The following is a 22,993-nucleotide window of genomic DNA, read 5'->3' as shown; positions in this document are numbered from 1 at the left end:
TTTGGATCGGCAATATAATCTCTCACAATATTTATAAAATTATCATAACAACTGATGTTCTATTTAAGATTTAGTTATTCTTTTCTAAAATTCTTTTGGCAGTTTCTCTAATATAATAAATGTCTGATGTCTCAGCAATTTTCATAAGATCATTTCTTCTTAAAGGTGATAGAAGTAATTCGCAAATTTCATTCATATCAATCTTCCCTTCGTGAAGAATTTTAACCATTGAAAGTGTTTCTTCCTTTTTACCTCTCTTTCCTGGGTATTGATAAGTTAATACTCGTGCATTCATTTCTATTTTTACAGTGTAATCTATCCAGCGCCAAAAAGCAACATTGTATGAATCATAACCTCTTTTGTAGTCTGCAATTAAATCCAAAATGGCATAATGCTGATTTAAGATTGTGTCGCATGGAATGGCTTTTATGGCAGCGATGGCAGCAATATTATGATCCCTTTCAATATTTTGATTAAGTAAATAAATGATTGTCTGATAATTAATGTCGCAGTTGAGTAAATTTAAAACATTCCAAAGAATTTCACTTTTTCTGATGTTTTTGGCTATATTATCCAGAATCTGCTGGTCATTCAAATTTTTAAGTGCAAGTAAAAGTAAATCATTTGAATATCCATATTCATTCATTAAAATTTTACCTAAAATAACTTGATCAGTAATTTTCTCAATGGCGGTAATTCGTAGACCACTTAATTCCTGATCATTTTCAGCAAAGGAAAATAATGCATTTTGATCGGTCAAATTGTTAATAGCAATTTGACGCATGCTATACGATTCCTTATTGTCAGAAGCAATAGATAAAAGTAAATTTTGATCGGTTATATTTCCAAGCGCGGTCTCTCGTAAATCTCTGTCAATTATATTATTGACAATATTAACAAGGAACCTCTGCTCGGATATTTTTTTAATCGCCTCAACACGCACTTTGCTTTCACTTTCATTATTGAAAATCTCAATGAGGATACTTTGGTCGTTTATATTTTTAATTGCACTTGCACGAAGTGCAGGAATAATGCCATTTTTAGCAAAAGATATAAGTGTATTCTGGTCTGTTATTTTTTCAACAGCTCTCGCACGAATATAATCTTGAAAACTAGAATTGGCAATAACAATCAGAATGTTTTTATTGTTGATATTTCTTATTTGGTCTACTATATACCTCGAAAAATAATAATCATTCTTCATGATATCTTCTAAAATACTTTGGTCATTTATTTTATTAAATGCTGCCATTCTGAGGTCATACTCTTTTTTGCCATTTTTAGCGATAGAAACTAATTTATTACATGAGGCCATTTGTCCTTCATTGCATTTTTTGGCTAAAATATCAATTTCATTAAAAGAAGTTTGACCCGAAATGGTGTTGATAAATAACAGTAATACACAAATATTAAGGATATTTTTAACAACTTTTAATCCGGATTTATTAGTAAATATTATTGATAACTTTTTCATGACTATGATTATTTATTATTGTCTAATAATGCATAATATTTCTAAAGTATTTTTATAAAGTAAGATAATCTGTTTATAAGGAAGCGTACACTATCATCAAGTTTTTCAACCAAAAACCAATACTTCCCTTTACTTGTGCAAGCGGTTGAGAAAAAATAAAAAGTACCAATACGTAATAATAGATTTGTTTCATTCTTTTTAAATATTACCTGACGGTTTCTGCCAATTACGAATTTGCCATGTTTTATTAACCTTTGTTAGCAAGCGTTATTTGTTTTTAAATTCATATTCAATTTTTTGAGCGTCTTTGTGATTTCCTCTTTCAATTTCTGTGATAATATCGTGGCATCTTCCACATAACGAAACAAGTGTAAATAAAGGTTCGTTTTTTCTAAAGTGACCAATAGTATGATGTACTATAATTGCCTCTTCGCAAAGACATGATTGACATAAATTATTGTCTCTTTTTAAAACAATCTCACGAATTTTCAACCATTTTTCTGATTTTAAATATTCTGAATAATCATTCCAGTAATCATCTTGATTTTTATTTTTCTTTCTTTCATGAATCTTTTCTGCTATTTCAGATAGTTCATCACGCACCTTTTTTGCATTCTCAATAATTTCATCGTTAGAATGTGGAAGCTTATTTTTATCAAAATCGATTTTTTTCATAGCATGACCAACTCGTTTTCCGCAATTTTGACATTGTCCATAAATTGTATAATTGTCAGAATTTCTCATAGCTTCGATCTCATCAGAATAGTATCTAACAGGGATGACTTTTGGAAACATGCAACATCCTGATGAATTATATTCTAGTTTTTCAAAATCACAATTTTGGCAAAAGATGTATTCTGCATATATTTTATCAATTACTTTTAATTCACTCTTACAATTGGGGCATTTGGTCATCTTATTCTATTTAAATGTCAAATATTTTAATGCTTGCTAACTTTGTTATATGGTACATAAACTGTTCTTTATCCATCCAAGTAAGAATGTATAAGTTCAGTATGGTGGTTTTATATATTTTTTCGATTCATCAAAATCGATTTAATTTCAATACTTGTGAGGGAGTTTAAAATTCTTTGATCAACAACCACTATCCGGCAGGAAAGAATTTCTGGAATAAATGTAAGAAAAAAAGTTATAAGTTATAAGTTATGAATTATGAATTATGAATTATACTTTTTAGAATCGTAAATTAAACATCGAAAATTGACAATTGACAATCTCAAACCCTTCATGCCTTACTTTGATGATCTAAGACTTTATTTCTACCGGAATCTGTTCTTCACTTTTTTTAAATGCCGATCGGAACATCCAGATTGAAGTATATAAAACCACTAAACAAACCACCCATTTGAGTATAATTAAAGGCAATGATTTTACAAAATAGGCCGCTATAAACACACCAAGAACACCAGCTATTGTCAAAGCAATGGCTGTTTTACGATCGTAGGAGCCTTCTTTAACAAATCTTGATCCGCCTGCAGCCATTAACATTGCCGTTGCGGTCATCATAATAGGGAACGCAGTTAATGGGTGCATGCCAAGTGCATAAACCATAGCCATACAGGGTGCGTAAAATCCTATCCCAATGGTTTGAAGGGCCCCGAACACAAAACTCATCACAATTATAAAAATCAATTTCCAACCGGTAAGGCCAATGGCTTCTCCGCCAATGGGCATCAAATCAAAAAGTCCTGCCAAAATGATAAGGGCAACGGCCATTAAGCCAATACCCATTCCCAATTGTATTTTTTGTCGGGGCAATCGGGATACGATACCTGCTCCCAGCACCGCACCAACCGGAGCGGCAAGCGACATTGAAACCAAGGTCAGGGTATCAACAGTAACTGCGGTCATAAATATAAAAGCTTGTGTAACGGTCGGGATGGTATTCCCTACATTCATGGTTCCCGGAATAATCCGATCATCGACCAATTTGAAAAACTTAAAAATAGCAGTTTGCAGCGCAAAGCTTCCAATTCCAAGAGTATCGAAAAAATTAGTTATAAATCCTGTGCCGAAGAGACCAAACCAGGGTTTTTTGGTAAAGGTTTTTCTATTTTTTATAACGTCTTTGAAATAAAAAAAACCAAAAATACTCGTCATTAAACCGAGAACGGCTTTAAGAATTATAACCATGAAAGAAGTTTTTAAATTGATAATTTTCGCTTTTCAATTTACAATTTTTAATTTAAGAAACCCTTTATTTTTCAAATTGAAAATCGAGAATTTCAAATTGACATTTTTATTTCCTTTCATTGTTTTAATAAAATGCCGGATAAGCTTTCTTTGGCATTAATTGCCATAATTTGATGTCCTTCTTTATTCGGATGTAATCCATCTTCCAGGAATAATCCGGCATGCATGTTTAAAGAAAAATCAATGATTGGCTGATTATCATCCAAAGCAAATCGCTTCAAGGTTTGAATGTATTCGCGAAGGCGCAGGTACATCCCTTTTAGATCCATGAAGAAATGACTTCCTTCATCTGCCTGTGGCAAATAGAAAGGAGTAGGTATACCAATGATGGATTGGATTTTATAATGACGGGCAAGGCGGGTCATTGCCAAAATATTGCTAATAATCTGATGATCATGAATGTTAAACCAGATATCATTCGTCCCTCCCAAAATGATTACATAATTTGGTTTGTGCACGATCACCATTTCATGAAATCGTGCGAGCATACCACCTGTTGTATCACCACAAATGCCCGAATTAATAACTTCGTAAGCTGATTTCTGATTCAATAAGTTTGGCCAGCAACTTCCTGCCGGAATCTGGTATCCTTCGGTTAAACTATCGCCGATGCAAACTATTTTTACTTTGGCCATTTTATTTGAACAATGAAAAGATAAAAGTGTACTATATATGTCGACTACTAACTACTGAATTCTTCTTAAACAATTGAACAAGCAAATAAATAATACTTAATATCCCAATAAAAATAAGCATTGCCTTCACCTCTGCCCAAGCCAGATTGGTAAAGAGCCAAATGATAACGATTACAGAGATTGCAGGAATGATGTATCCTCCCGGTGTGAGATATGTATCTATTGATCGGGTACCACTAGTGTGTCTGAATTTAATTACAGCTAATACGACACCAAGATAAATCACTAAATAAGAAACACTCGATAAAATGGCCAATTCTTTAAATTCTCCTGTGACTGCAAAGATGAAACCCATTGCTGCATAAACGATTATTGATACATTAGGGGTGGCATATTTAGAATGGATGTGAGCAAGTGATTTTATAGGGACCACCTTGTCGCGGGCAGCGGCATACAATACACGTGGCATATTTAAGGTCATCCCGCTCAGGTTGCCGAACATGGAGAATGAAGCCCCAATGATCACGATTGTTGCACCAATCGGGCCAATCATTCGCATTGCAACTTCAGCCAGTGGAGCACTTCTGAAATCAAGTAACTCGTTCCCCAGAATACCTTGGGCAGTAATTTGAATGCTGGTATAAAGTAATACAACAGCTAAAATACTTAGGATGATTCCTTTTGGAATGGTTTTTTGTGGGTTCTTTATTTCGCCACCCACATTCAAGGCAGTTTCAGCACCTACAAAAGCAAAAATTAATATCAACGACATTTCACCAACATCTGATAGAGTAGGGGTGAAAGTCCAGGCCAGATTAGCAGGTTTCATATAAATCCAACCAAACAGTATTATCAAGATAAGGGGGCTTAATTTGGCAATGGTCACAAATTTAACCAAGGACATGGCTTTACTGATCCCTTTTACATTCAAATAGGCCAATCCGCTGAATATTAAAAAAAAGAGAAGTATCCTAACCCATTGTATCGTAAAAATCGGGAAAAAATAAGCCAGTGTGTCGGCCAATCCATTTGCCACTGCCGCATTAGCCATAACAGATGCCCCAAAGATGAAAATATTGGTGGTGAGGAATCCTGCATACTTACCAAATGCTTCTTCGATATAAGAATAAGCCCCGCCTGTTTTGGTGATCCTGGTGCCAATTTCCGCAAAACTTAACATGATAAGCATCATCAGGATACCACAAATTATAAATGCTAAAATGCTTCCTGTACCTAATCGTTCAAAAACAATAACAGGGATTAAAAAAATCCCTGCACCAACAATTATATTGATTGAATTGGAAACCAGCCCCCATACTCCGATTTCTCTCTTCAAGCCTTCATTCTCTTCCATAGTTGATGTGTGTTGGTAATTTTATGAAAACCCGGTATTTTATTAAAATTTCAAGACATCAACATGAGTGCTTCTTTCCCTGTCATTCCTTCCATAACGCCGATTTTACGGGCGGCACTACTCACCATTTTTACTTCGGAAGTCAATAGTTCGTCGACAGTTTTGATGCCTGTAATAATAGCACAGGCATCATCACGCTTATTTGCTATTTCAATATTGATATATCCACAAGCTAAAAAACCATTTTTCCCAAATAGTAATAAAATGCTGGTATTTTGTGTTGGAATGTGGTAAGCCTGATATGCTCTCCCTTCAATTGTTATGATATCATTCATAATGGAATGTTTTTATTTGACGTAAATATAGGAAAACTAATAATTACTCGCAGCTTGTCTCCAGAATAGTCGATTTTAAAGTCCTTTTTTCTCCCTTATAGTCCTTATTAGAAGTTATAAGCCAAGCACTTTTTTTGAAATGTGCATGCTAACTAAATAATGAGGAAGATCGACCACTTCGGCAATATGCAAATCTCCAGCAATTGAACATAACAAATAAGCTTCTTCACGGCTCAGATAAAATTCTTTTTCCAAATAATCAACCATATATTTGGTGGCCTTTTGGGATGCCTCGATCAAAGTGGTTCCATAGGCTGATACGGCATAATAATCATTATTTTCGTATTCAGGTTCTGGTATTGAACGTCCTCCTTTTTCTAAGGTAATTCTGTATACGATCCTCATCGGAGCTTCAATAGCTGTTCCACAAACTTCACCCAATCCCTGTGCAGCATGACCATCTCCTATTGAAAATAAAGCTCCTTCAACAAAAACAGGAAAATGCACGAGGGTGCCTTCAACCAAAAATGGATTATCCATATTACCACCATTGGCCCTAGGTGGAATGGTGCTTAACATTTCGTCGGTGGGAGGGGCAACGCCCATAACTCCGGGAAACGGCTTCAGTTGAATATTAATATGATCCTTAAAATTAATGGTGCGATTCTTATCGTCCAGTTTGAAATTTCGCAAATAGGGTTCAGTAAATTCTTGATCAAGAATTCCAAAACCAGGAAAGATAGCAAGCCAGCCCCAGTCACCAATTTCAATTTCAAGCAGGTTTACGGTGATCACATCTCCCGGTTCAGCACCTTCCACATAAACTGGGCCCGTAATCGGGTGGATCAAATCAGCATTCATGGTTCCAATAGCTTCTTTGGTTGAGTTGATATTTAGCTCCTGATCACTGGCTTCCTCCGTAAATACTTCAATCACTGCTCCTGATTTTACCCTAAGAACAGGCTCAATTATACTACTGAATTTATTGTGAGTTTGATCTGCTGTAAGGGTATGATCTATTTTGAAATATTTTGGGATTTCCGATTTTGCAATTGGGCTTTTAGCCTTGCAACCTAAAATCAGGATCAAGGAAAAACCGAATAATATGATGATTGTTTTTTTCATGGTTCAAAGTTTAATTAGTTAATTAGCAGATTAGCTTTGCTTTGAACGAATTTATAAAAAAATAGATTATCAGATCTGAAATTTCATTTAAAGGCCTAAAAATACAATGGCTATTCCGCTTAAAAAGATGGTTGCGCCGGCAATTACGTGTATATATTTCTCTAACTTTCCCATTGGAAGGAAATTAATACCCAGGGTTGCCAGGATAACAATTCCCAGCATGGTACCGATGGTTATCACTGAGAAAACTACACTTACGGCAATGATACCAAAGGTACTTAATTCAGCGGCAGGATACATTAAAATAGGAATCAATGGTTCGCAAGGCCCTAACACGAAAATGGTAAATAAGATCCAGGGAGTGATTTTTTTATGATGAACATGATCGTGTTCGTTGCTATGGGTATGCTCGTGAACATGTAAATGACCATCTGTGTGAAAATGCTTATGCTTATGTGGTTTGTTGAAATATATACGATAAAATGCCCACATCATATAGGCAAATCCAAAAATAATGAAGGCCCATGCTGCAAGGTTTCCACGGAAACCTTCGAAGAATTCAATTTTATAGAGTCCAATCCCAAAAGCTATACCAATAACGCCAAGTACAATTGAACTTCCAACATGACCAATTCCACAGGCAATTGTTAACCAGGTGGTTTTCCATAAGGACCATTTTCTTGCTTTCGACATCACTATAAAAGGGAGGTAGTGATCGGGGCCAAAAAGGGTATGGGTGAAAGCAATGATTGCCGCTGTTCCGAGTAAAACGTTTAAGTCGTTCATAATTGGTTAATTAGTTGATTGGTAAATTGGTGAAATGGTGAATTTGAAAAATGGTGAATGATATTTTTTTGAAAATAAAATTCATCACTTATAATTCATCACTCATAACTATTCCTGCTCCATTAAGTTCTGCATATTTTTCTCCGGAGCAAGGTAAACATAAATCTCCGATAGCCCTTGTACTCATGGTGTTTTCCCCGCATTTTCTGCAAATAATACTCTCGTGAGATGGTGCATAAGCCGGGATAGAGACCTTAATATTTTCAATTTTAAATAATTTGTCAAAATCCAAACCTAACGTTGCAAATGCCCGATCACGACCGTATTTTTTAAATTTTAAAAGTTCATACTTACTATGATCCTGTCCTTTTACTACTTTTTGAAAACTTTCTGTGAATAATGGATGAGCCTGACGCATATATTCTTTCGCATCGGCTCTTGCGGTAATTCTAATTCCTTTTCCATCTCTTTTGGTAAGGGTGAAAGCGGTTTTCCCAAAATCCTTAAATATTAAAGCATTATTTCCGAATGAACAGCCTGTTACAAATTGAACCCCATCACTGAAACAATTATTGGTTTCAGTGATAGCAAGAATATCTTCCATCCCATCACCTGTTTCGCGCATCAATCCCATGGCTTTTGTCCCAGCCATAACACCTAATGCTACTCCGGGACAATAGTGGCCATGCAGGGCCGCGGCTTTAATCATTAAGGTTTCCAGATCGTTGCGCAGAATATCATTTACGATTTCCCTTCGGGGATTATTTTTAAGTTCATCCAATCTAATTTTGTCCATTTTATCTTCAACCATTGAGAAATCAACTGGTTTAATATCAAGGACCGGTGTGTTGTTTAAGGCATCCAAACCAATAACCCGAAGCAAATTTCCATTTCTTTCCAAAAGTTTGACCGTGGTAACTGCAATAGAACTCGGTCGGTCAGGTTTACGAGTAGCAAATAATCCTTTAACATTGCCCCGGAGTGTGGTTGCAGTCATCTCATATGAAGTAGATCGATCAAAATCAAAAACAATATCGATGAATTCGTATTCTTCAATAAGATCAAGGCCTTCTAAAAATTCGTCTTTGATGATAATTCGACTTTCGTATTTTTTGATTTCGTGCGGATTATTTTCAGTTTCAAAATTGTTTTTAACGATACCTATTTCTGTGATTCTCATTTTTTCAGGATAAAGGAATGATGAATATTTTATCTTTCTGTTTAATTATATTAACCTTGATGTCATAAAGTTTTTCAATGTTTTTGTTGGTGATGATTTCTTTTTCGCCACTTGCAAATACCTCTCCATCTTTCAATAATACAAAATGATCACTGAATAGTAATGCTAAATTCAAATCATGAATGGCAATAATTACAGTGATGCCCTGTTCAGTGAGTTTTTTAAGGACTTTTAAGACAGCGATCTGATGTTTTAAATCCAGATTTGCCGTTGGCTCATCTAAAAGAAGCACTTCGGGTTCCTGTGCAAGGGCACGGGCGATAAAAACCCTTTGTCGTTGCCCGCCACTTAACTTGTTTATACTCTTTAGGGAGATGTTTTTGAGGTTCATTTTTTCGATCATCGAGGCGGTAACTTCAAGGTCATTTTGTCTTGGCGACCATTGAATGTGCGGTTTTCGCCCCAACAAAACCGAATCGAATACCGTAGCTGGAAAAGTTCCACCCTCGCTTTGCGGGACATAAGCTATCTTTTTTGCTAATTCTTCAGCATGAAAATTTATAATATTCCTTTCGTCAAGATAAATGGTTCCGTTTTTAGGTTGAAGGATGCGATCCATACATTTAAGGATGGTGCTTTTACCCGAGCCGTTTGGCCCGACGATACTGATTAATTTCCCTTGCTCAAAATGATGGTTGATGTTTTTCAAAACCAAACTGCCATTGTAAGCAAAATCTAAGTTTTTAAGTTCTATCTTAACCATAAACCCTTCCCCCTTTCTTTGAACAATAATAAAATGAATAATGGTGCACCTATGAAGGAAGTGAGGATTCCAACCGGCAATACCATCGGTGCAATGATGCTACGAGCCAGCAAATCGGAAGCTAACAGAAATACTCCTCCAAAAAGTGCAGTTGCCGGAATAAGAAACCTTTCGTCGCTTCCGATCATTTTTCGAACCAAATGAGGTACAACCAAACCTACAAATGCGATAATGCCAAAAAAGGAAACAGCCACTGCTGTTGTCAACGAAGCCACCAGCATGACTTTTATACGGGTTTTTTCAACATTTACACCCAAACTATTTGCCGTTTCGTCACCGGTATTGAGAGAACGGATGTTCCATCGGTTGCTCATAAAGTAGAACAGGGAAGGAATAACGACAGCCAATAAAATATAAAATTCGCGCCATGAGGCCCTGCCCAAATCACCAAAGGTCCAGAAGACAATAGTTGAAAGCTGCACGTCTTCCGCGAAATATTCGAGCCCGGTAGTTCCGGCAATAAACAATGAACCCAATATAATTCCGGTAAGGATCATTGTTTCGGGCGATGCATCTTTAAATCGTGCCATTAGTAAAATAATCGCTGTGCTGACCAAACTCCAGAAAAAGGCTGAAATAGTGATCAAGTAAGGATTGTTAATCAGAACAGCATCGTTCACATTGCTTTGTGTACTCCCGGCACCTAAAATAATAACCGCGAATGCAGCTCCAAACGCGGCTGCATTTGAAATACCTAATGTGAAAGGCGAGCCCAGCGGATTTCTTAAAATGCTTTGCATTACCGTTCCTGAAACACTCAATGCGGTTCCGGCCAAAACTGCCGATAAAACACGGGGCAAGCGAATATTTAAAATAATTTGACGGTTCACATCTTCGCTATTACCTGTTAAAATCTGAACTATCTCATTCAACGAAATAGAAGAAGCACCAATCAATAATCCAAGAACGATGAAGAGTAGAAGCAGGAAAATACTGACCCAAATAAAAAGCCTTTTACGGGTGGTAAACTGTTTATATTCTTTAATGATTTCCTTGCTCATTTCTCATTTATTTTCTGGCAACCCATCCCATATAAATCAAGAAGGTTATCATAAATTGCTTTGCCTAAAAAGGCTTCGTAAACTTCATTGGCTTTCGTTTTTATATCCATGTCGGGATATATATCTGGATACAAAACCTTTGCGATATAAAATGTGTTGATTAAAATATGTTCGTAATTTACAGAATGCCAGATATGAGGTAGTAAAAAATAAACCTCATCTTTTTGAATAGCCGGAATCAATTTACCAACTACTGAATTTTTATCCAAATCGGGCTCGGAAAGCGTGTAGCTTGAGATGTCAATAAATATTTTCTCCGGATTCCATTTAATAATTTGCTCCTTGTCGATAATCACATTATTTAATTGTGAAGCAGAAAAATTCGGGTTGTTAACTAATCCTTCAGCAACATTATAAGCGTGAGCATATCTGAATGGAGCATATAATGGTTCGGTCGAATTTATTCCGTGTGAGCCACGAAATGCAATTCCTCCAGCATATACCCTTGCTCTTGACGCGTGTTTATCACATGCTATTTCAACACTATTTAGGCCATTTTTAATATAATTAATCAGATATTCAGCTCTCTCGTTTCTCTCAAGAATACTTCCCAAAAGGCGCATAGACTCATAAAAGTTAGTTTCATTTTTATTGAAGTCGCCATAACTTAAACACAGCACCGGAATTCCCGTTCTTTTCTGTAATTCGTCCGCTTCGGAAGAGCTTAGGAAAGTGCAAATAATGACTTCAGGTTGCAATCTTGCAATCAGTTCTGGATCAGCGTTATTTCCAGTACCTATAATTGGCAAATTTCTTAGTTCAGGATAGGCATACAAGTAAGGAACATTGCGTTTTTTTTCATTTGATTCGACTCCAATGATTATGTCGGTTCTATCTAAATAACAAATCATTCGTAAAGCTCCTGCACCATGGGCAACTGCACTCCTAATTCGAATGGGAATTTCAATATTTCGTCCATTCATATCAGTGATAAAGTGGGTTTCGGATTTTTGAGATTTAGGATTACTACTTAAACAAGAACTAAGAAGTAGACTTAAAAAAAAAATAAAAAGAGATGTTTTCTTGTATAAGCGTGTTAATAATATGACAAAGGTGTTACTCACAGTGTAAAAAAATTAGTTTGTAGTACTCATTACCAACTGACCATGTTTGATCCCTTTAATGGCGATCAGCTTATTTGACAGGTCGATCAATTCAGATGCTTTTCCTTTAACAGTAATGGTTTCTAAACAATTATCATGATTTAAATGCACATGTTGCACCGAAAGAATTAAATGATGGTAATCGTGCTGCACTTCGGTTGATTCATTCTGTAAATTGCGTTTATGGTGATCATAAACCAATACGATGGCTCCGGCCACTTCTTCATTGCCTTCCCATTCATTTTCAACTAAGTCTTTTTTGATTAGATATCGGATGGCCTGTGATCTATTTGGGAATTTTTGATCTTCTACCAAGCGATCAAGCTTTTTTAATAGTTCATCTTCCAGGGAAACCCCAAATCGTTTTACTTGCATCGTGTTAAGTTTATTAAAAAGATGACACAAAGATATGCTGTTTTTATAGATATAAGAGGTTAAAGCTTATTTTTAAAGAAATTTAGGATGAGTTTAAATAAGTGACTAAAATGCCTTGAGTGAATAAAGTACTAAAGCTGTTTTGAAATATTGAAACTTTAGGCACTCTAAATACTTTAGTGCACTTTAGTCACTTTTTTCTACTTTTGTGTAAAATCAAAAATATTGATAAAGCGTTATTTTATGCATCTGGCCTATAAGGGAACGGGCTTTCATGGTTGGCAATTTCAAGTAAATGCACCAACTGTTCAGCAGTCTGTTACCATTGGTTTACAAACACTTCTTGACAAAGAAATTAATATAACAGGCTGTGGCCGTACAGATACCGGGGTACATGCCAATAATTTTTATGCCCATTTTGATATCGATCGGGAGATTTGTGATGAAGAACGGATAAATTTGTGCTTTAAACTGAATAGGTTTCTTCCGCCAGAAATCGCTGTTTTTAGTATTGAACCGGTTAAAGAGAATGCCCATGCACGATTCGATGCTTTATCCCGAACTTATAAATACTATATCAATCGCAGAAAAGATCCTTTTATGGATGATTATTCATTTTATTTATTTGGTGATTTGGATATTGAATTGATGAACAAGGCTGCATTTGAAATGATTGCTTATGATGATTTTACGAGTTTTTCAAAATTGCATACACAAACAAAAACCAATAATTGTAAAATTTTTAATGCGAAATGGGAAGAAGTGGGCCATAAATTGATTTTCACTATCAAAGCTGATCGATTCTTGAGAAATATGGTAAGGGCAATTGTGGGGACTTTATTGGAGGTGGGGCAACGTAAAATCACCATAGAAGAATTCAAAAACATCATTGAACGCAGAAACCGGAACGAAGCAGGTTACTCAGTTCCGGCGAAGGCCTTGTTTTTAGAGGAAGTGGAATATCCGGAATCTATTTTCAGTAAATTAAAAAAAGAGTCAGAAATCTGACTCTTTTTTAACATTATTCAGATCTTAAATTCCCAGAACCAGATTATAAATCTTACGTTTGTCCTGATACATTAAAACCACAACTTCCTGATCAAAATAACTTACCCTGAATTTATTACTTTCCTCACCCGGAATATCAGCATAAACATAGATGAAGCCTTTTTCGTCTTCAATATTATTGATGTTTACATTATATATTTTTGGTTTTGTTGATTCTAAGTCAGGGCTATTATTCCCAAGAAATTCCTTCGATTGAAACTGAAATTGTTTTTTTGTTTCATACAAAGCTTGAAATTCGCTAAAACTGGGTCTTTTATTGGTATAAGCAACTCCTGCATAATTTGTTTCAGTTGGTTGAGAAGCCTGGTATTCACTCCCGAAAAGGTTTCCTCTGGTATCCTGTTGTGTAATGTAAATAATATTACCTCCCATCATAGCTGCTTCTATTTTCAGTTTTTTCATCGCACGGTCCTTTACTTTGTTGACATTGGCAATAGCAGTGGTACCCTTGGCCTTTGAAGAAACATCTTCCAGTTTGAACAATCCTTTTACTTCACTTTCAATTTGTGTAATGGAAACATTTTCCCAATCAGCCCCACTACGGACTGTTTTAAATGAGGTAGCTTCTGCAAATTCTTCAACCCGACCTGATTTATATTCTATTTTGAGGATTGTATTTTTATAAATTGAATTTACCAGATCTTCGTTAGGATAACAGAATTTTACTGCATCCGGTGTGACTTCCTTGATCGTACACTCAATAATTTTGTCATTGGTGTAAATTTTATCATATGCTGTCTGTGCATAACTGCTATATGATATAGCCAGTATTATTAAAGTAAGTAATTTTGTTTTCATCATCATTTATATTTATGAATTATTATGGTTAATATTTTTCATGCGAAATTTGCAATTCTTATGCCAAAAACCAAATTAAATTTAAATAAAATGCAAATAAATAAAATGGTAACTAATTTAATAGATTAAGTTATGAGACGTTAGACTTTAGATGTTAGACACAAGATTCAAGACACAAGATTCAAGACACAACAAAAGTCACTTGCTATTTGACCAACAGCTAAATGCCAATAGCTAACACCTTGATAGCTCAAAATGCTAAATCTCATATATACAGTAACAGTTTCATGAGAAATGCTTAGATCGAACTTGAGGTTAAATTAATAAAATGCAGGATGTCTTTCGTAAATATCTCAGCCTTCAAACCATATTTTATCATTAATTCTTCCGGCTGACCTGATTCACCAAAACGATCTTGCACACCAATCATTTTTAAAGGAACAGGATAATTCTCAACGATCACTTCTGCAACTGCACTTCCAAATCCACCCTGAACCTGATGTTCTTCCAGGGTTACGATGGCTTTGGTTTCCTTAGCTGCATTAATGATTACTTCTTTATCTATAGGTTTGATGGTGTGAATATTGATCACCCTGGTCGAGATGCCCTTTTCTTCCAATATTTTTGCGGATTGTAAAGCTTCCCAAACCATATGCCCAGTGGCTATTAAGGTAATATCATTGCCTTTTTTTAAGGTCTGGGCTTTTTCTGGAATGTATTCTAAATCAGGATTTATAAAATCGGGAACGGGAGCACGCCCAAACCGAAGATAAACCGGACCTTTAATTTGTTCAACTGCAGCTATAATGGCCTGTTCAGTTTGTGTTGCATCGCAAGGCGAAAAAACGGTCATGTTTGGCAGTACCCGCATGATCGCAATATCTTCCAGTGCCTGATGAGTTGCTCCGTCAGGACCAACAGAAATGCCCGCATGAGCTCCTCCAATAATGACATGTACATTATTATAGCATAATGAAATACGGATTTGATCGGTGGTGCGAAGTGCTGCAAAAACTCCATAAGTGCTAAAAACAGGAATTTTACCACTTAATGCTAATCCGGCAGCAACGCCAATGCAATTTTGTTCGGCTATGCCTAAAGAAAAAAATCGTTGCGGAAATTTTTCTGCAAAATAATTTACACCTACGGAAGCCGTAATATCTGCTCCTAAAGCAATAAGATTTTTGTGCTTCTCTCCCAATTTTAAAAGTCCAATACCAAAGCCATCTTTGGTAGATCTATTACCTCTGTTGATATAATCCATTTTAGTAAAGTTCTTTTAAGAAAAGTTCAAGCTCTGTTTTTGTAGGCACTCTTCCGTGCCATCGATAATCATCTTCGATTGATTTTACGCCCTTGCCCATTATGGTTTTCGCAATAACGACAGTAGGTTTTTCGCTTACTTGTTTGGCTTTATTTAAGGTTGAAATCAATTCCTGAATATTGTTACCGTTACAGGTTAAAACTCCCCAACCAAAAGCCTTCCATTTGTCGGCAAGCGGTTCAATTTGCATTACATCTTCCGTTTTTCCATCAATTTGAACCCTGTTTCTATCTATAATAGTTATTAGTTTATTTAATTTGTGATGAGATGCGCTCATGGCTGCTTCCCAAATGGAACCTTCCTGTAATTCGCCATCTCCACAAATGCAGAATGTGGTTCTGTTCTTTTTATCTATTTTATCTGCTAACGCCATCCCAACCGCAACTGACAAACCTTGTCCTAATGAACCCGCAGATAATTCCAATCCGGGTAAGCCATGTTCACGACCGGGATGACCTTGCAAACGCGTACCCAGTTTCCGTAAGGTTAATAATTCTTCGACAGGGAAATATCCGGCTTCAGCAAGAGTAGCATAATGCACAGGGGTAACATGTCCAATAGATAAAATCAAACGGTCCCGTTCTTCCCATTTTGAATTCTCAGGATCATGATTCATGATATTAAAATACAGAACAGTGAATATGTCTGTTAATCCAAGAGATCCTCCGGTATGTCCTGATCCTGCTTCAGTCAGGCTTATTAAAACATTTTTACGGATGGAATAAGCGATTTTTTCCAGCTCGGTAGTTGATTGATATTTTTGAAAAGTCATAAATTGATTTACATTAATCCAATCACAAAATAATATGCAACAACCAACGAATAAACCAGCTTCATAAATGTTCCGGCCATAAATCCAATGAATGATCCAATGGCAGAACGCCAAGCTTTGGTTGAGTCACTACCAGCCATCGATTCACCAATGAATGCTCCAACAAAAGGGCCTAAAATTATCCCTATAATCCCAATTGGTCCTATCACGATGCCAAGTATTGGTAGTCCAATAATGCCTACGATTAATCCAACTGTGCTTCCCCTGACACCCATTTTAGTTCCCCCAAACTTTTTAGTTCCCCAAATAGGTACCACATAATCGAGTATGGTAACCACTATTGCGATAAAACCGAGAATAAAAAGTAAACTTTCGCTAAAAGCAGGATTGGTTCTAAGTTGTAGTACCAACAATCCAAAAAAACTAACAATTGGTCCGGGAATACCGGGAACGATAGCACCTGCAATGCCAATTAAAATGAGTAAAATACCCACTATGATCCAGATAAAATCCATGTTCGAAATTTTAAGTAATTACTATTTAAGCTTTTTAAAGTCGAGTTCAGTAAAATCAAAATCAGGGTTTGGGACGTCTATAATCAATTCTTCAACCTTGCCATCTGCATCTAATTTGAACTGAACTTTTCCTTTTGGAAGTGAAGGCACCTCTTTAAATTCAATTTCAAAAGTATTGTAATGCCAATGGGTTAATGATCCTTTGAAAATTTTGGTATGTTTCATTTCCAGAATTAATTGACCGTTAACTAAAGTCACTTCAGTATTTCCGTATATTTTACCCCCGTAAATACCCGTATATTCTTTTAGATCCAGACTTGGACTGGTGTTTTTAATCCGTCCTTCTTCAGGATCACGGTTATCCGTCCTGTTGTCTTGAACAAACATCGTTTCACTCCAATCGGTTTTTTCATCACTCAAAAACATATCAAGTGTTTTATACATCAACGGAGTTGAAATGGAATTGTTGGAATTTGTCAGGATGACAAATCCAAGATTTTCCTCCGGAACCAGAACTGTTCTGGAGATCATACCATCATAACCACCTCCGTGAGAAACAATTTTCCTTCCCTGATAATCCATCAATGCCCACCCTAAACCATAAGCTTTAAAATGGGTACTTGGAAACATTTTCTCAGAAAAAGCACTAACCGTTTGTGCCGTATGCGCCTGCCACATTTCGTGTTGCGATTTGGCTGTGAAAAGGGTATCGGCACCAATAATGCCATGATTCAGTTGAAGTAACATCCATTTTGAAAGATCAGCAACGCTTGACAAAATTCCTCCTACAGGAGCGGCATTATCCCAATTAAGATAAGGGATTGTTATTAATTTTCCTTCATAATCATTATGAGGAGTGGTGTAATTTCCTTTTAAATCAAGTTTCGCAATACTGGTAACTGTTCTGTCCATTTGCAGTGGATCAAAAATTCTTTGTTGCATAAAATCTTCCCAACTCATTCCGCTTACTTTTTCTATAACAAGGCCTGCGGCAATAAACATAATATTTTGGTATCCGTATTTTTCTCTGAATCCAAATGCAGGTTCAAGGAATTTAGCTCTTTTTACGATTTCTTCCCGGCTATAATCTGTCCCGTACCAGATCAAGTCGCCTGAAAAGGTTCTTAACCCTGATCGGTGACTTAATAAATCGCGGATATTCATTTCATGTGTAACGTACGGGCTGTAAAGCTCGAACCAAGGCAAATATTTTGTGACTTTATCATCCCATGATAGTTTGCCTTCTTCAACCAACATCGCAATTCCGGCCGCAGTGAACGCCTTTGTATTAGATGCGATGGCAAACAATGAATTCTCATCGACGGCTTCTCCCGTACAAATATTTTTAACCCCAAAGCCTTTCGCATAAATCACCTGATTGTCTTTTACGATTGCGATTGCCATTCCCGGAACATTCCATTTTTTCAATGCTGTTTCGTAATAGTTATCCAGTTCGGCCGTCGTTTTCTTTAAGGTTTCTTTGGCAGTTAGATTGGTTGTAGCGAATGCAACCATTATTAGTATTAGCCCAATACTGTAAATTCTATTTTTCATCCTTATATTAATTTTCATAATGATTTAATAATATGATTCATGGCGATTGATGCTTTCTCTTTTAAAATAACATCGGTAATCGTATGCGTAAATTTTGATGTTTCAGGATTTATTTCGATAATTTTTGCGCCATTTTCTTTTGCTATATAGGGCATTTGACAGGCTGGCATCACCTCGCCTGTGGTTCCAATTAAAATAAAAAGATCAGCTTTTTTTGCTGCAGCTAATGACGCATGATAAGCATCCTGAGGAATTCCTTCCCCAAAAAAGATAAAATTGGGTTTTAGCAATGAATTGCATTTTAAACAAAGCGGCGGAAGTTTATTTAGATTTATCTCACGTGCTTTATAAGTGGATTTACAAGAAGTACAAATCAATTGTTGTGAATTCCCATGAAATTCGTAAACAACTTTGCTCCCTGCTTCCTGATGCAGGTTGTCAATGTTCTGGGTAATGATCTCTTTGATAAAACCTTTTGATTCCAATATCGCAAGTCCTTTATGGGCATCATTGGGTTTGGCTTTCCCAAAAAAATCATAAAAAATTTCTTTAATAACGGTCCACGATTCTTTCGGATTGTCAAAAAAATAATAAAGTTCTAAAACCTGAGGGTCATATTTGCTCCATAACCCCTGAGCACCCCGAAATGGCGGGATGCCACTTTCTACAGAAATACCTGCGCCCGTAAAAGCAACAATATGTTTTGCTTTTTTAATAAGATCAATTGCTTCTGAGAATGAATGTGACAATTTAGTAGCTTTTCTGATTACACAAAAATATTGAATTCATCACATGAAACCTAAGTTTTCTTGGCCAAGATAAAAGAAATTCTAAATCTTGCTCTGAATTGAATTAATTTTACCTCCGATCAATATTAATAATATGGCTTGAAATGGGACAGAAAATAGTTGAGATTAAAATGCCAACAAATTATTCAGATGCTGAACTGCGATCGAGAATAGTAAATAAGTTTCGAATAAAAAATTTTTCTTTTCAAATAGAAAACAAGAGCCTGGATGCCCGTAATAAAAGGGATATTCATTGGTTGTTGAAAGTTTTTATTCAGTCGGAAGAAATTAAGGAATCTGTACCTTTTTCAAGCGAAACCTTAAGTGTTCCTTGCAAAAAGAGAGATGAAAAGGTTGTAGTTGTGGGAAGCGGGCCTGCAGGTTTTTTTTCGGCTTATATTTTACAAAAAGCCGGATTTAATGTTATACTGATTGAACGTGGTTCGGAAGTGGAGCATCGGGGACAAATGATTGAAAAATTTGAAAAAACGGAAAAGTTTGATTCAAACAATAACTACGCATATGGAGAAGGAGGAGCAGGTACATTTTCGGATGGTAAATTAACTTCCAGATCTAAACATATTTCCACCGAAAGGGGTTTTATTATCAATGAATATGTTGATGCAGGTGCTCCTCAGGAAATTAAATATATGGCGCACCCACATTTGGGAAGCGATAACTTAAAAATAATTGCAAAAAACCTGAGGGAAAAGTTTGTCAAGATTGGCGGGGAAATTATTTTTAATACATGCGTCACCGATCTTAAAATAAAAAAAGGAAAGATTCATACTGTTGAAACAAGTACAGGCAAAAATTACGAGACGGATTATTTAATAATGGCAATCGGTCATTCCGCATTCGAGACTTATCGAATGCTTATTAAAAAAGGAGTACAATTCCGATCAAAAAATTTTGCCATTGGGAGCAGGATGGAACATCCGCAAGAACTGATCAATAAGGCCCAATGGGGGATTGAATCCTTACCAGGAGTTAAAGCTGCCGAATATCGGCTTACTTCAAATGCCGATGATAAACATCATGTTTATAGTTTTTGTATGTGCCCCGGAGGAATGGTAGTTCCGGCCACAGCATACAAAGGAAGTAATATTGTAAACGGAATGAGTATGTACGGGCGTGATGCCAAATTTGCAAATGCCGCGTGCGTAGCATCTTTAAATTTAAGTCAATTATTGAACAGGGAAGTTTCAGCACTTGAATCACTCGATTGGGTGGAAAAGCTTGAGCAAAAATTTTTCGATTTTTCTGGTTCATATCAAGCCCCGTATTGTAGGATTGAAGATTTCATTACTCGGAAAATAAGTAGTTTGGCTATTGAAACCAGTTATCCTTTAGGATTAGTGAGTGCACCTTTATGGGAACTTCTGCCGAAAGAAATCAGTGAAGCAATGAAAGTAGGGTTGTTGGATTTTAATCGTAAAATGAAGGGATTTGAGAAAGGGATTCTATTGGGTTTGGAAAGCAAAACGTCTTCGTCCATTCAGGTTTTAAGAGAAAAATCCGGACTTTGTGAAGGATTCGGGAATTTATACATGCTTGGCGAAGGAAGCGGCTACGCCGGAGGCATTATTTCAAGTGCCGCAGATGGGGTAAAGGGAGCAATGCATCTAATAAATAATGCAGGTTGAAAATCTTTACTCAAAAAAATTATTCAGCATAATCTCGCATAATTGGAGTTGTGCTTTCTCAATCGCAAGACATTCCTGAACAATCTGTTCTGCATTTTTGTGATAGCCTTTCATGTCATTTTTAAAATGGCTATACCATTGGCTGGCCATGATGTGATCAACCTCCAGGTGAAACTGGACCGCCAAAATATTGTTATAACGAAATGCCTGATTATTGCAAGATTTTCCTTCAACCAATAATTCAGCATTTTCTGGAACATCGAAGGTGTCGCCATGCCATTGAAACGCATGGAACTTTTTTGGAAATCCTTTGAAAAATGGATCGGACTGTCCGGCTATAGTTAGTTTTAATTCAGAATCACCAATTTCCAATAAGGCATTTTTTTGAACTTTGGCACCTAAAATTCGTGCAACGATTTGTGCTCCAAAACAAAGACCAAAAACCGGAAGTTTCAATTTAATTGCTTTCGACAAATATTCCCATTCTTTTTTTAGAAATAAAATTGAATCAACCTCATTGGCCGAATGCGGAGAACCTCCAACCATGAGGTGCGTAAATTGTTTTAATGGAGGATAATTATTGCCTTCGTAAGCTTTGAAGCATACAAATTCATAATTATGTTCTGTTAAAAAGGTTTCTATATAACCAAAGCTTTCAGTTGCATGATTTTGGATAAGTAAGATTTTCATAATCGAAAAAATTAATTATTAATTGATGGTTAATTAGAATAATAACTCTCTATTTATGATAATTAAAAAATTTAATTATTTATTTTTCTTGCGCCCAAATTTTTTAAACGTATTTCGCTTACTGTTTGGATTATAAGTTGGAGCATCCCCAAATTGAATGGGAACTTTCCCTTTATAAACTTCTTTCTCCAGTAATTTTTCAATTACAGCAAACTTTCCTTGATCACGTTCACTTATTAAGGTAATCGCAACACCATCGGCATCTGCCCTGGCTGTTCTCCCTATTCGATGAATATAATCTTCACCATCCTGTGGAACATCAAAGTTGACAATGAGTTCAATGTCTTCAATATCGATTCCTCGTGATAAAATATCTGTTGCGACTAAAATATTAAGCTTTTTATTTTTGAAATCCATCAAAACCTTTTCACGGTTCATCTGATCCAAATCTGAATGAATATCCTCAACAGCCAGATTTAAAAGCTTTAATTCTCTGCTAAGTGCCTTTGCACTACTTTTGGTCGAACAAAAGATCAACACACTTTTAGCTTTCTGATTTCCTAGCAGATACAATACAAGTGGAATCTTTTGATTGTCGTAAACTACATATGCAATTTGAAGGATTTTTTCGGCTGGCTTCGAAGCAGCAATATTAATTTCAAATGGATTGTTTAAAACCTTTCTCGCCAATACCCTAATTTGATCAGGCATGGTTGCCGAAAACATTAAGTTTTGTCTCTTTTCCGGCAGATAACTAATAATTTTAAGAATGTCTTCATGAAAACCCATATCGAGCATGCGGTCGGCTTCATCCAAAACAAGAAATTTGAGTTTTGAAGTCTTGACGTAATTTTGAGCCAAATGCGAAATCATCCTACCCGGAGTGCAAATAATCATATCTGCTCCTTGCGATAATGCATTTTTTTCCTGCGTAAAACTTCCTCCATCATTGCCTCCATATACAGCCAGAGAGCTTATCTGACAGAAATAGGACAAGCCTTCCATTTGTTGATCAATTTGGATGGCTAACTCCCTTGTTGGGACAATGATAAGTGCTTGAATGGAATCCCGATCGGGGGATGACAATATTTGATTAATAATAGGTAATAAAAATGCGGCGGTCTTTCCTGTTCCGGTTTGTGCAGAAGCAATCATATCTGAACCCTTGAGGATAACAGGGATTGCTTGTATTTGTATGGGGGTGGCGTTTTCAAAGCCCAATGCCTTCACTCCATTCATTAAGTCCGGATGGAGGCCAAAATCGTTAAAGTTCAATATTTACGTGTTGAATGATGTATAACAAAAATATGCAATTGATTTTAATATGCTAAATTAAGCAAATTCAGCATATCAAAGCTTGTATATCTTGATAA

General features: G+C 36.1%; 23 protein-coding genes. 2 read left to right on the top strand and 21 right to left on the bottom strand.

Annotated features, from left to right (window positions below):
- Positions 1 to 70 precede the first annotated feature (70 nt).
- The 13 genes from KKG99_00675 to nikR form a co-directional block, all read right to left on the bottom strand.
- Positions 71 to 1,474, bottom strand: a complete 1,404-nt coding sequence (locus tag KKG99_00675; protein MBU1011490.1) for a hypothetical protein — start codon at positions 1,472 to 1,474, stop codon at positions 71 to 73.
- Between the two features lie 267 nt (positions 1,475 to 1,741).
- Complete coding sequence (locus KKG99_00670; protein MBU1011489.1) at positions 1,742 to 2,389, bottom strand: hypothetical protein; 648 nt, start codon at positions 2,387 to 2,389, stop codon at positions 1,742 to 1,744.
- Between the two features lie 351 nt (positions 2,390 to 2,740).
- Positions 2,741 to 3,628, bottom strand: a complete 888-nt coding sequence (locus KKG99_00665) for a sulfite exporter TauE/SafE family protein (protein MBU1011488.1) — start codon at positions 3,626 to 3,628, stop codon at positions 2,741 to 2,743.
- Between the two features lie 116 nt (positions 3,629 to 3,744).
- A complete protein-coding gene (locus tag KKG99_00660; protein MBU1011487.1) occupies positions 3,745 to 4,323 on the bottom strand; it encodes an arylesterase in 579 nt (192 codons plus the stop codon).
- Positions 4,324 to 4,354: 31 nt separating this feature from the next.
- Positions 4,355 to 5,677 carry an APC family permease gene (locus tag KKG99_00655; protein MBU1011486.1) on the bottom strand — a complete coding sequence of 441 codons (1,323 nt, stop codon included), beginning with the start codon at positions 5,675 to 5,677 and terminating at the stop codon, positions 4,355 to 4,357.
- A gap of 50 nt (positions 5,678 to 5,727) precedes the next feature.
- The gene (locus tag KKG99_00650; GenBank protein MBU1011485.1) at positions 5,728 to 6,012 is read right to left on the bottom strand and encodes a YunC family protein; all 285 of its coding nucleotides are present in this window, start codon (positions 6,010 to 6,012) and stop codon (positions 5,728 to 5,730) included.
- A 114-nt stretch (positions 6,013 to 6,126) separates the two neighbouring features.
- Complete coding sequence (locus KKG99_00645; protein ID MBU1011484.1) at positions 6,127 to 7,137, bottom strand: acetamidase/formamidase family protein; 1,011 nt, start codon at positions 7,135 to 7,137, stop codon at positions 6,127 to 6,129.
- Between the two features lie 87 nt (positions 7,138 to 7,224).
- On the bottom strand, positions 7,225 to 7,926 hold the full coding sequence (locus KKG99_00640) for a sulfite exporter TauE/SafE family protein (GenBank protein ID MBU1011483.1): 702 nt from the start codon (positions 7,924 to 7,926) through the stop codon (positions 7,225 to 7,227).
- An 85-nt stretch (positions 7,927 to 8,011) separates the two neighbouring features.
- A complete protein-coding gene (locus KKG99_00635) occupies positions 8,012 to 9,103 on the bottom strand; it encodes an SAM-dependent methyltransferase (protein MBU1011482.1) in 1,092 nt (363 codons plus the stop codon).
- Positions 9,104 to 9,107: 4 nt separating this feature from the next.
- The gene (locus KKG99_00630; GenBank protein MBU1011481.1) at positions 9,108 to 9,866 is read right to left on the bottom strand and encodes an ABC transporter ATP-binding protein; all 759 of its coding nucleotides are present in this window, start codon (positions 9,864 to 9,866) and stop codon (positions 9,108 to 9,110) included.
- Entirely contained in the window at positions 9,854 to 10,927 is a 1,074-nt protein-coding gene (locus KKG99_00625; protein ID MBU1011480.1) for an iron ABC transporter permease, read from the bottom strand. The genes KKG99_00630 and KKG99_00625 overlap by 13 nt, the downstream gene beginning before the upstream one ends.
- A complete protein-coding gene (locus KKG99_00620) occupies positions 10,924 to 11,910 on the bottom strand; it encodes an ABC transporter substrate-binding protein (GenBank protein ID MBU1011479.1) in 987 nt (328 codons plus the stop codon). The genes KKG99_00625 and KKG99_00620 overlap by 4 nt, the downstream gene beginning before the upstream one ends.
- A 153-nt stretch (positions 11,911 to 12,063) precedes the next feature.
- Complete coding sequence (gene nikR, locus KKG99_00615) at positions 12,064 to 12,465, bottom strand: nickel-responsive transcriptional regulator NikR (protein ID MBU1011478.1); 402 nt, start codon at positions 12,463 to 12,465, stop codon at positions 12,064 to 12,066.
- A gap of 243 nt (positions 12,466 to 12,708) precedes the next feature.
- Between nikR and truA the strand changes: the two genes are divergently transcribed.
- Positions 12,709 to 13,473 carry a tRNA pseudouridine(38-40) synthase TruA gene (gene truA, locus KKG99_00610; GenBank protein MBU1011477.1) on the top strand — a complete coding sequence of 255 codons (765 nt, stop codon included), beginning with the start codon at positions 12,709 to 12,711 and terminating at the stop codon, positions 13,471 to 13,473.
- Between the two features lie 24 nt (positions 13,474 to 13,497).
- Here truA and KKG99_00605 read toward each other — a convergent pair whose 3' ends face one another.
- The 6 genes from KKG99_00605 to KKG99_00580 form a co-directional block, all read right to left on the bottom strand.
- The gene (locus KKG99_00605) at positions 13,498 to 14,331 is read right to left on the bottom strand and encodes a hypothetical protein (GenBank protein MBU1011476.1); all 834 of its coding nucleotides are present in this window, start codon (positions 14,329 to 14,331) and stop codon (positions 13,498 to 13,500) included.
- A 298-nt stretch (positions 14,332 to 14,629) separates the two neighbouring features.
- Positions 14,630 to 15,595 (bottom strand): transketolase family protein, encoded by a 966-nt coding sequence (locus tag KKG99_00600; GenBank protein ID MBU1011475.1) that lies wholly within the window; start codon positions 15,593 to 15,595, stop codon positions 14,630 to 14,632.
- Position 15,596: 1 nt separating this feature from the next.
- Entirely contained in the window at positions 15,597 to 16,427 is an 831-nt protein-coding gene (locus KKG99_00595; protein ID MBU1011474.1) for a transketolase, read from the bottom strand.
- Between the two features lie 8 nt (positions 16,428 to 16,435).
- Positions 16,436 to 16,942 (bottom strand): DUF456 domain-containing protein, encoded by a 507-nt coding sequence (locus KKG99_00590; protein MBU1011473.1) that lies wholly within the window; start codon positions 16,940 to 16,942, stop codon positions 16,436 to 16,438.
- A gap of 21 nt (positions 16,943 to 16,963) precedes the next feature.
- Positions 16,964 to 18,496 carry a serine hydrolase gene (locus KKG99_00585; GenBank protein MBU1011472.1) on the bottom strand — a complete coding sequence of 511 codons (1,533 nt, stop codon included), beginning with the start codon at positions 18,494 to 18,496 and terminating at the stop codon, positions 16,964 to 16,966.
- Between the two features lie 14 nt (positions 18,497 to 18,510).
- On the bottom strand, positions 18,511 to 19,245 hold the full coding sequence (locus KKG99_00580) for an NAD-dependent deacylase (protein ID MBU1011471.1): 735 nt from the start codon (positions 19,243 to 19,245) through the stop codon (positions 18,511 to 18,513).
- Positions 19,246 to 19,388: 143 nt separating this feature from the next.
- Between KKG99_00580 and KKG99_00575 the strand changes: the two genes are divergently transcribed.
- On the top strand, positions 19,389 to 20,930 hold the full coding sequence (locus KKG99_00575) for an FAD-dependent oxidoreductase (protein MBU1011470.1): 1,542 nt from the start codon (positions 19,389 to 19,391) through the stop codon (positions 20,928 to 20,930).
- A 6-nt stretch (positions 20,931 to 20,936) separates the two neighbouring features.
- On the opposite strand, the gene KKG99_00570 is transcribed toward KKG99_00575, so the two are convergent.
- The gene (locus KKG99_00570) at positions 20,937 to 21,620 is read right to left on the bottom strand and encodes a type 1 glutamine amidotransferase (GenBank protein ID MBU1011469.1); all 684 of its coding nucleotides are present in this window, start codon (positions 21,618 to 21,620) and stop codon (positions 20,937 to 20,939) included.
- Positions 21,621 to 21,695: 75 nt separating this feature from the next.
- Complete coding sequence (locus KKG99_00565) at positions 21,696 to 22,859, bottom strand: DEAD/DEAH box helicase (protein MBU1011468.1); 1,164 nt, start codon at positions 22,857 to 22,859, stop codon at positions 21,696 to 21,698.
- Positions 22,860 to 22,993: the final 134 nt, after the last annotated feature.

This window comes from Bacteroidota bacterium (assembly GCA_018816945.1).
GTDB lineage: Bacteria > Bacteroidota > Bacteroidia > Bacteroidales.
This window is presented reverse-complemented; position numbering and strand designations above follow the sequence as displayed.

Bases quoted from the DNA above. Each gene is read 5' to 3' on its own strand.
- KKG99_00675 (MBU1011490.1), bottom strand. From the start codon at position 1,474: ATGAAAAAGTTATCAATAATATTTACTAATAAATCCGGATTAAAAGTT.
- KKG99_00670 (MBU1011489.1), bottom strand. From the start codon at position 2,389: ATGACCAAATGCCCCAATTGTAAGAGTGAATTAAAAGTAATTGATAAA.
- KKG99_00665 (MBU1011488.1), bottom strand. From the start codon at position 3,628: ATGGTTATAATTCTTAAAGCCGTTCTCGGTTTAATGACGAGTATTTTT.
- KKG99_00660 (MBU1011487.1), bottom strand. From the start codon at position 4,323: ATGGCCAAAGTAAAAATAGTTTGCATCGGCGATAGTTTAACCGAAGGA.
- KKG99_00655 (MBU1011486.1), bottom strand. From the start codon at position 5,677: ATGGAAGAGAATGAAGGCTTGAAGAGAGAAATCGGAGTATGGGGGCTG.
- KKG99_00650 (MBU1011485.1), bottom strand. From the start codon at position 6,012: ATGAATGATATCATAACAATTGAAGGGAGAGCATATCAGGCTTACCAC.
- KKG99_00645 (MBU1011484.1), bottom strand. From the start codon at position 7,137: ATGAAAAAAACAATCATCATATTATTCGGTTTTTCCTTGATCCTGATT.
- KKG99_00635 (MBU1011482.1), bottom strand. From the start codon at position 9,103: ATGAGAATCACAGAAATAGGTATCGTTAAAAACAATTTTGAAACTGAA.
- KKG99_00630 (MBU1011481.1), bottom strand. From the start codon at position 9,866: ATGGTTAAGATAGAACTTAAAAACTTAGATTTTGCTTACAATGGCAGT.
- KKG99_00625 (MBU1011480.1), bottom strand. From the start codon at position 10,927: ATGAGCAAGGAAATCATTAAAGAATATAAACAGTTTACCACCCGTAAA.
- KKG99_00620 (MBU1011479.1), bottom strand. From the start codon at position 11,910: ATGAATGGACGAAATATTGAAATTCCCATTCGAATTAGGAGTGCAGTT.
- nikR (MBU1011478.1), bottom strand. From the start codon at position 12,465: ATGCAAGTAAAACGATTTGGGGTTTCCCTGGAAGATGAACTATTAAAA.
- truA (MBU1011477.1), top strand. From the start codon at position 12,709: ATGCATCTGGCCTATAAGGGAACGGGCTTTCATGGTTGGCAATTTCAA.
- KKG99_00605 (MBU1011476.1), bottom strand. From the start codon at position 14,331: ATGAAAACAAAATTACTTACTTTAATAATACTGGCTATATCATATAGC.
- KKG99_00600 (MBU1011475.1), bottom strand. From the start codon at position 15,595: ATGGATTATATCAACAGAGGTAATAGATCTACCAAAGATGGCTTTGGT.
- KKG99_00595 (MBU1011474.1), bottom strand. From the start codon at position 16,427: ATGACTTTTCAAAAATATCAATCAACTACCGAGCTGGAAAAAATCGCT.
- KKG99_00590 (MBU1011473.1), bottom strand. From the start codon at position 16,942: ATGGATTTTATCTGGATCATAGTGGGTATTTTACTCATTTTAATTGGC.
- KKG99_00585 (MBU1011472.1), bottom strand. From the start codon at position 18,496: ATGAAAAATAGAATTTACAGTATTGGGCTAATACTAATAATGGTTGCA.
- KKG99_00575 (MBU1011470.1), top strand. From the start codon at position 19,389: ATGGGACAGAAAATAGTTGAGATTAAAATGCCAACAAATTATTCAGAT.
- KKG99_00570 (MBU1011469.1), bottom strand. From the start codon at position 21,620: ATGAAAATCTTACTTATCCAAAATCATGCAACTGAAAGCTTTGGTTAT.
- KKG99_00565 (MBU1011468.1), bottom strand. From the start codon at position 22,859: ATGAATGGAGTGAAGGCATTGGGCTTTGAAAACGCCACCCCCATACAA.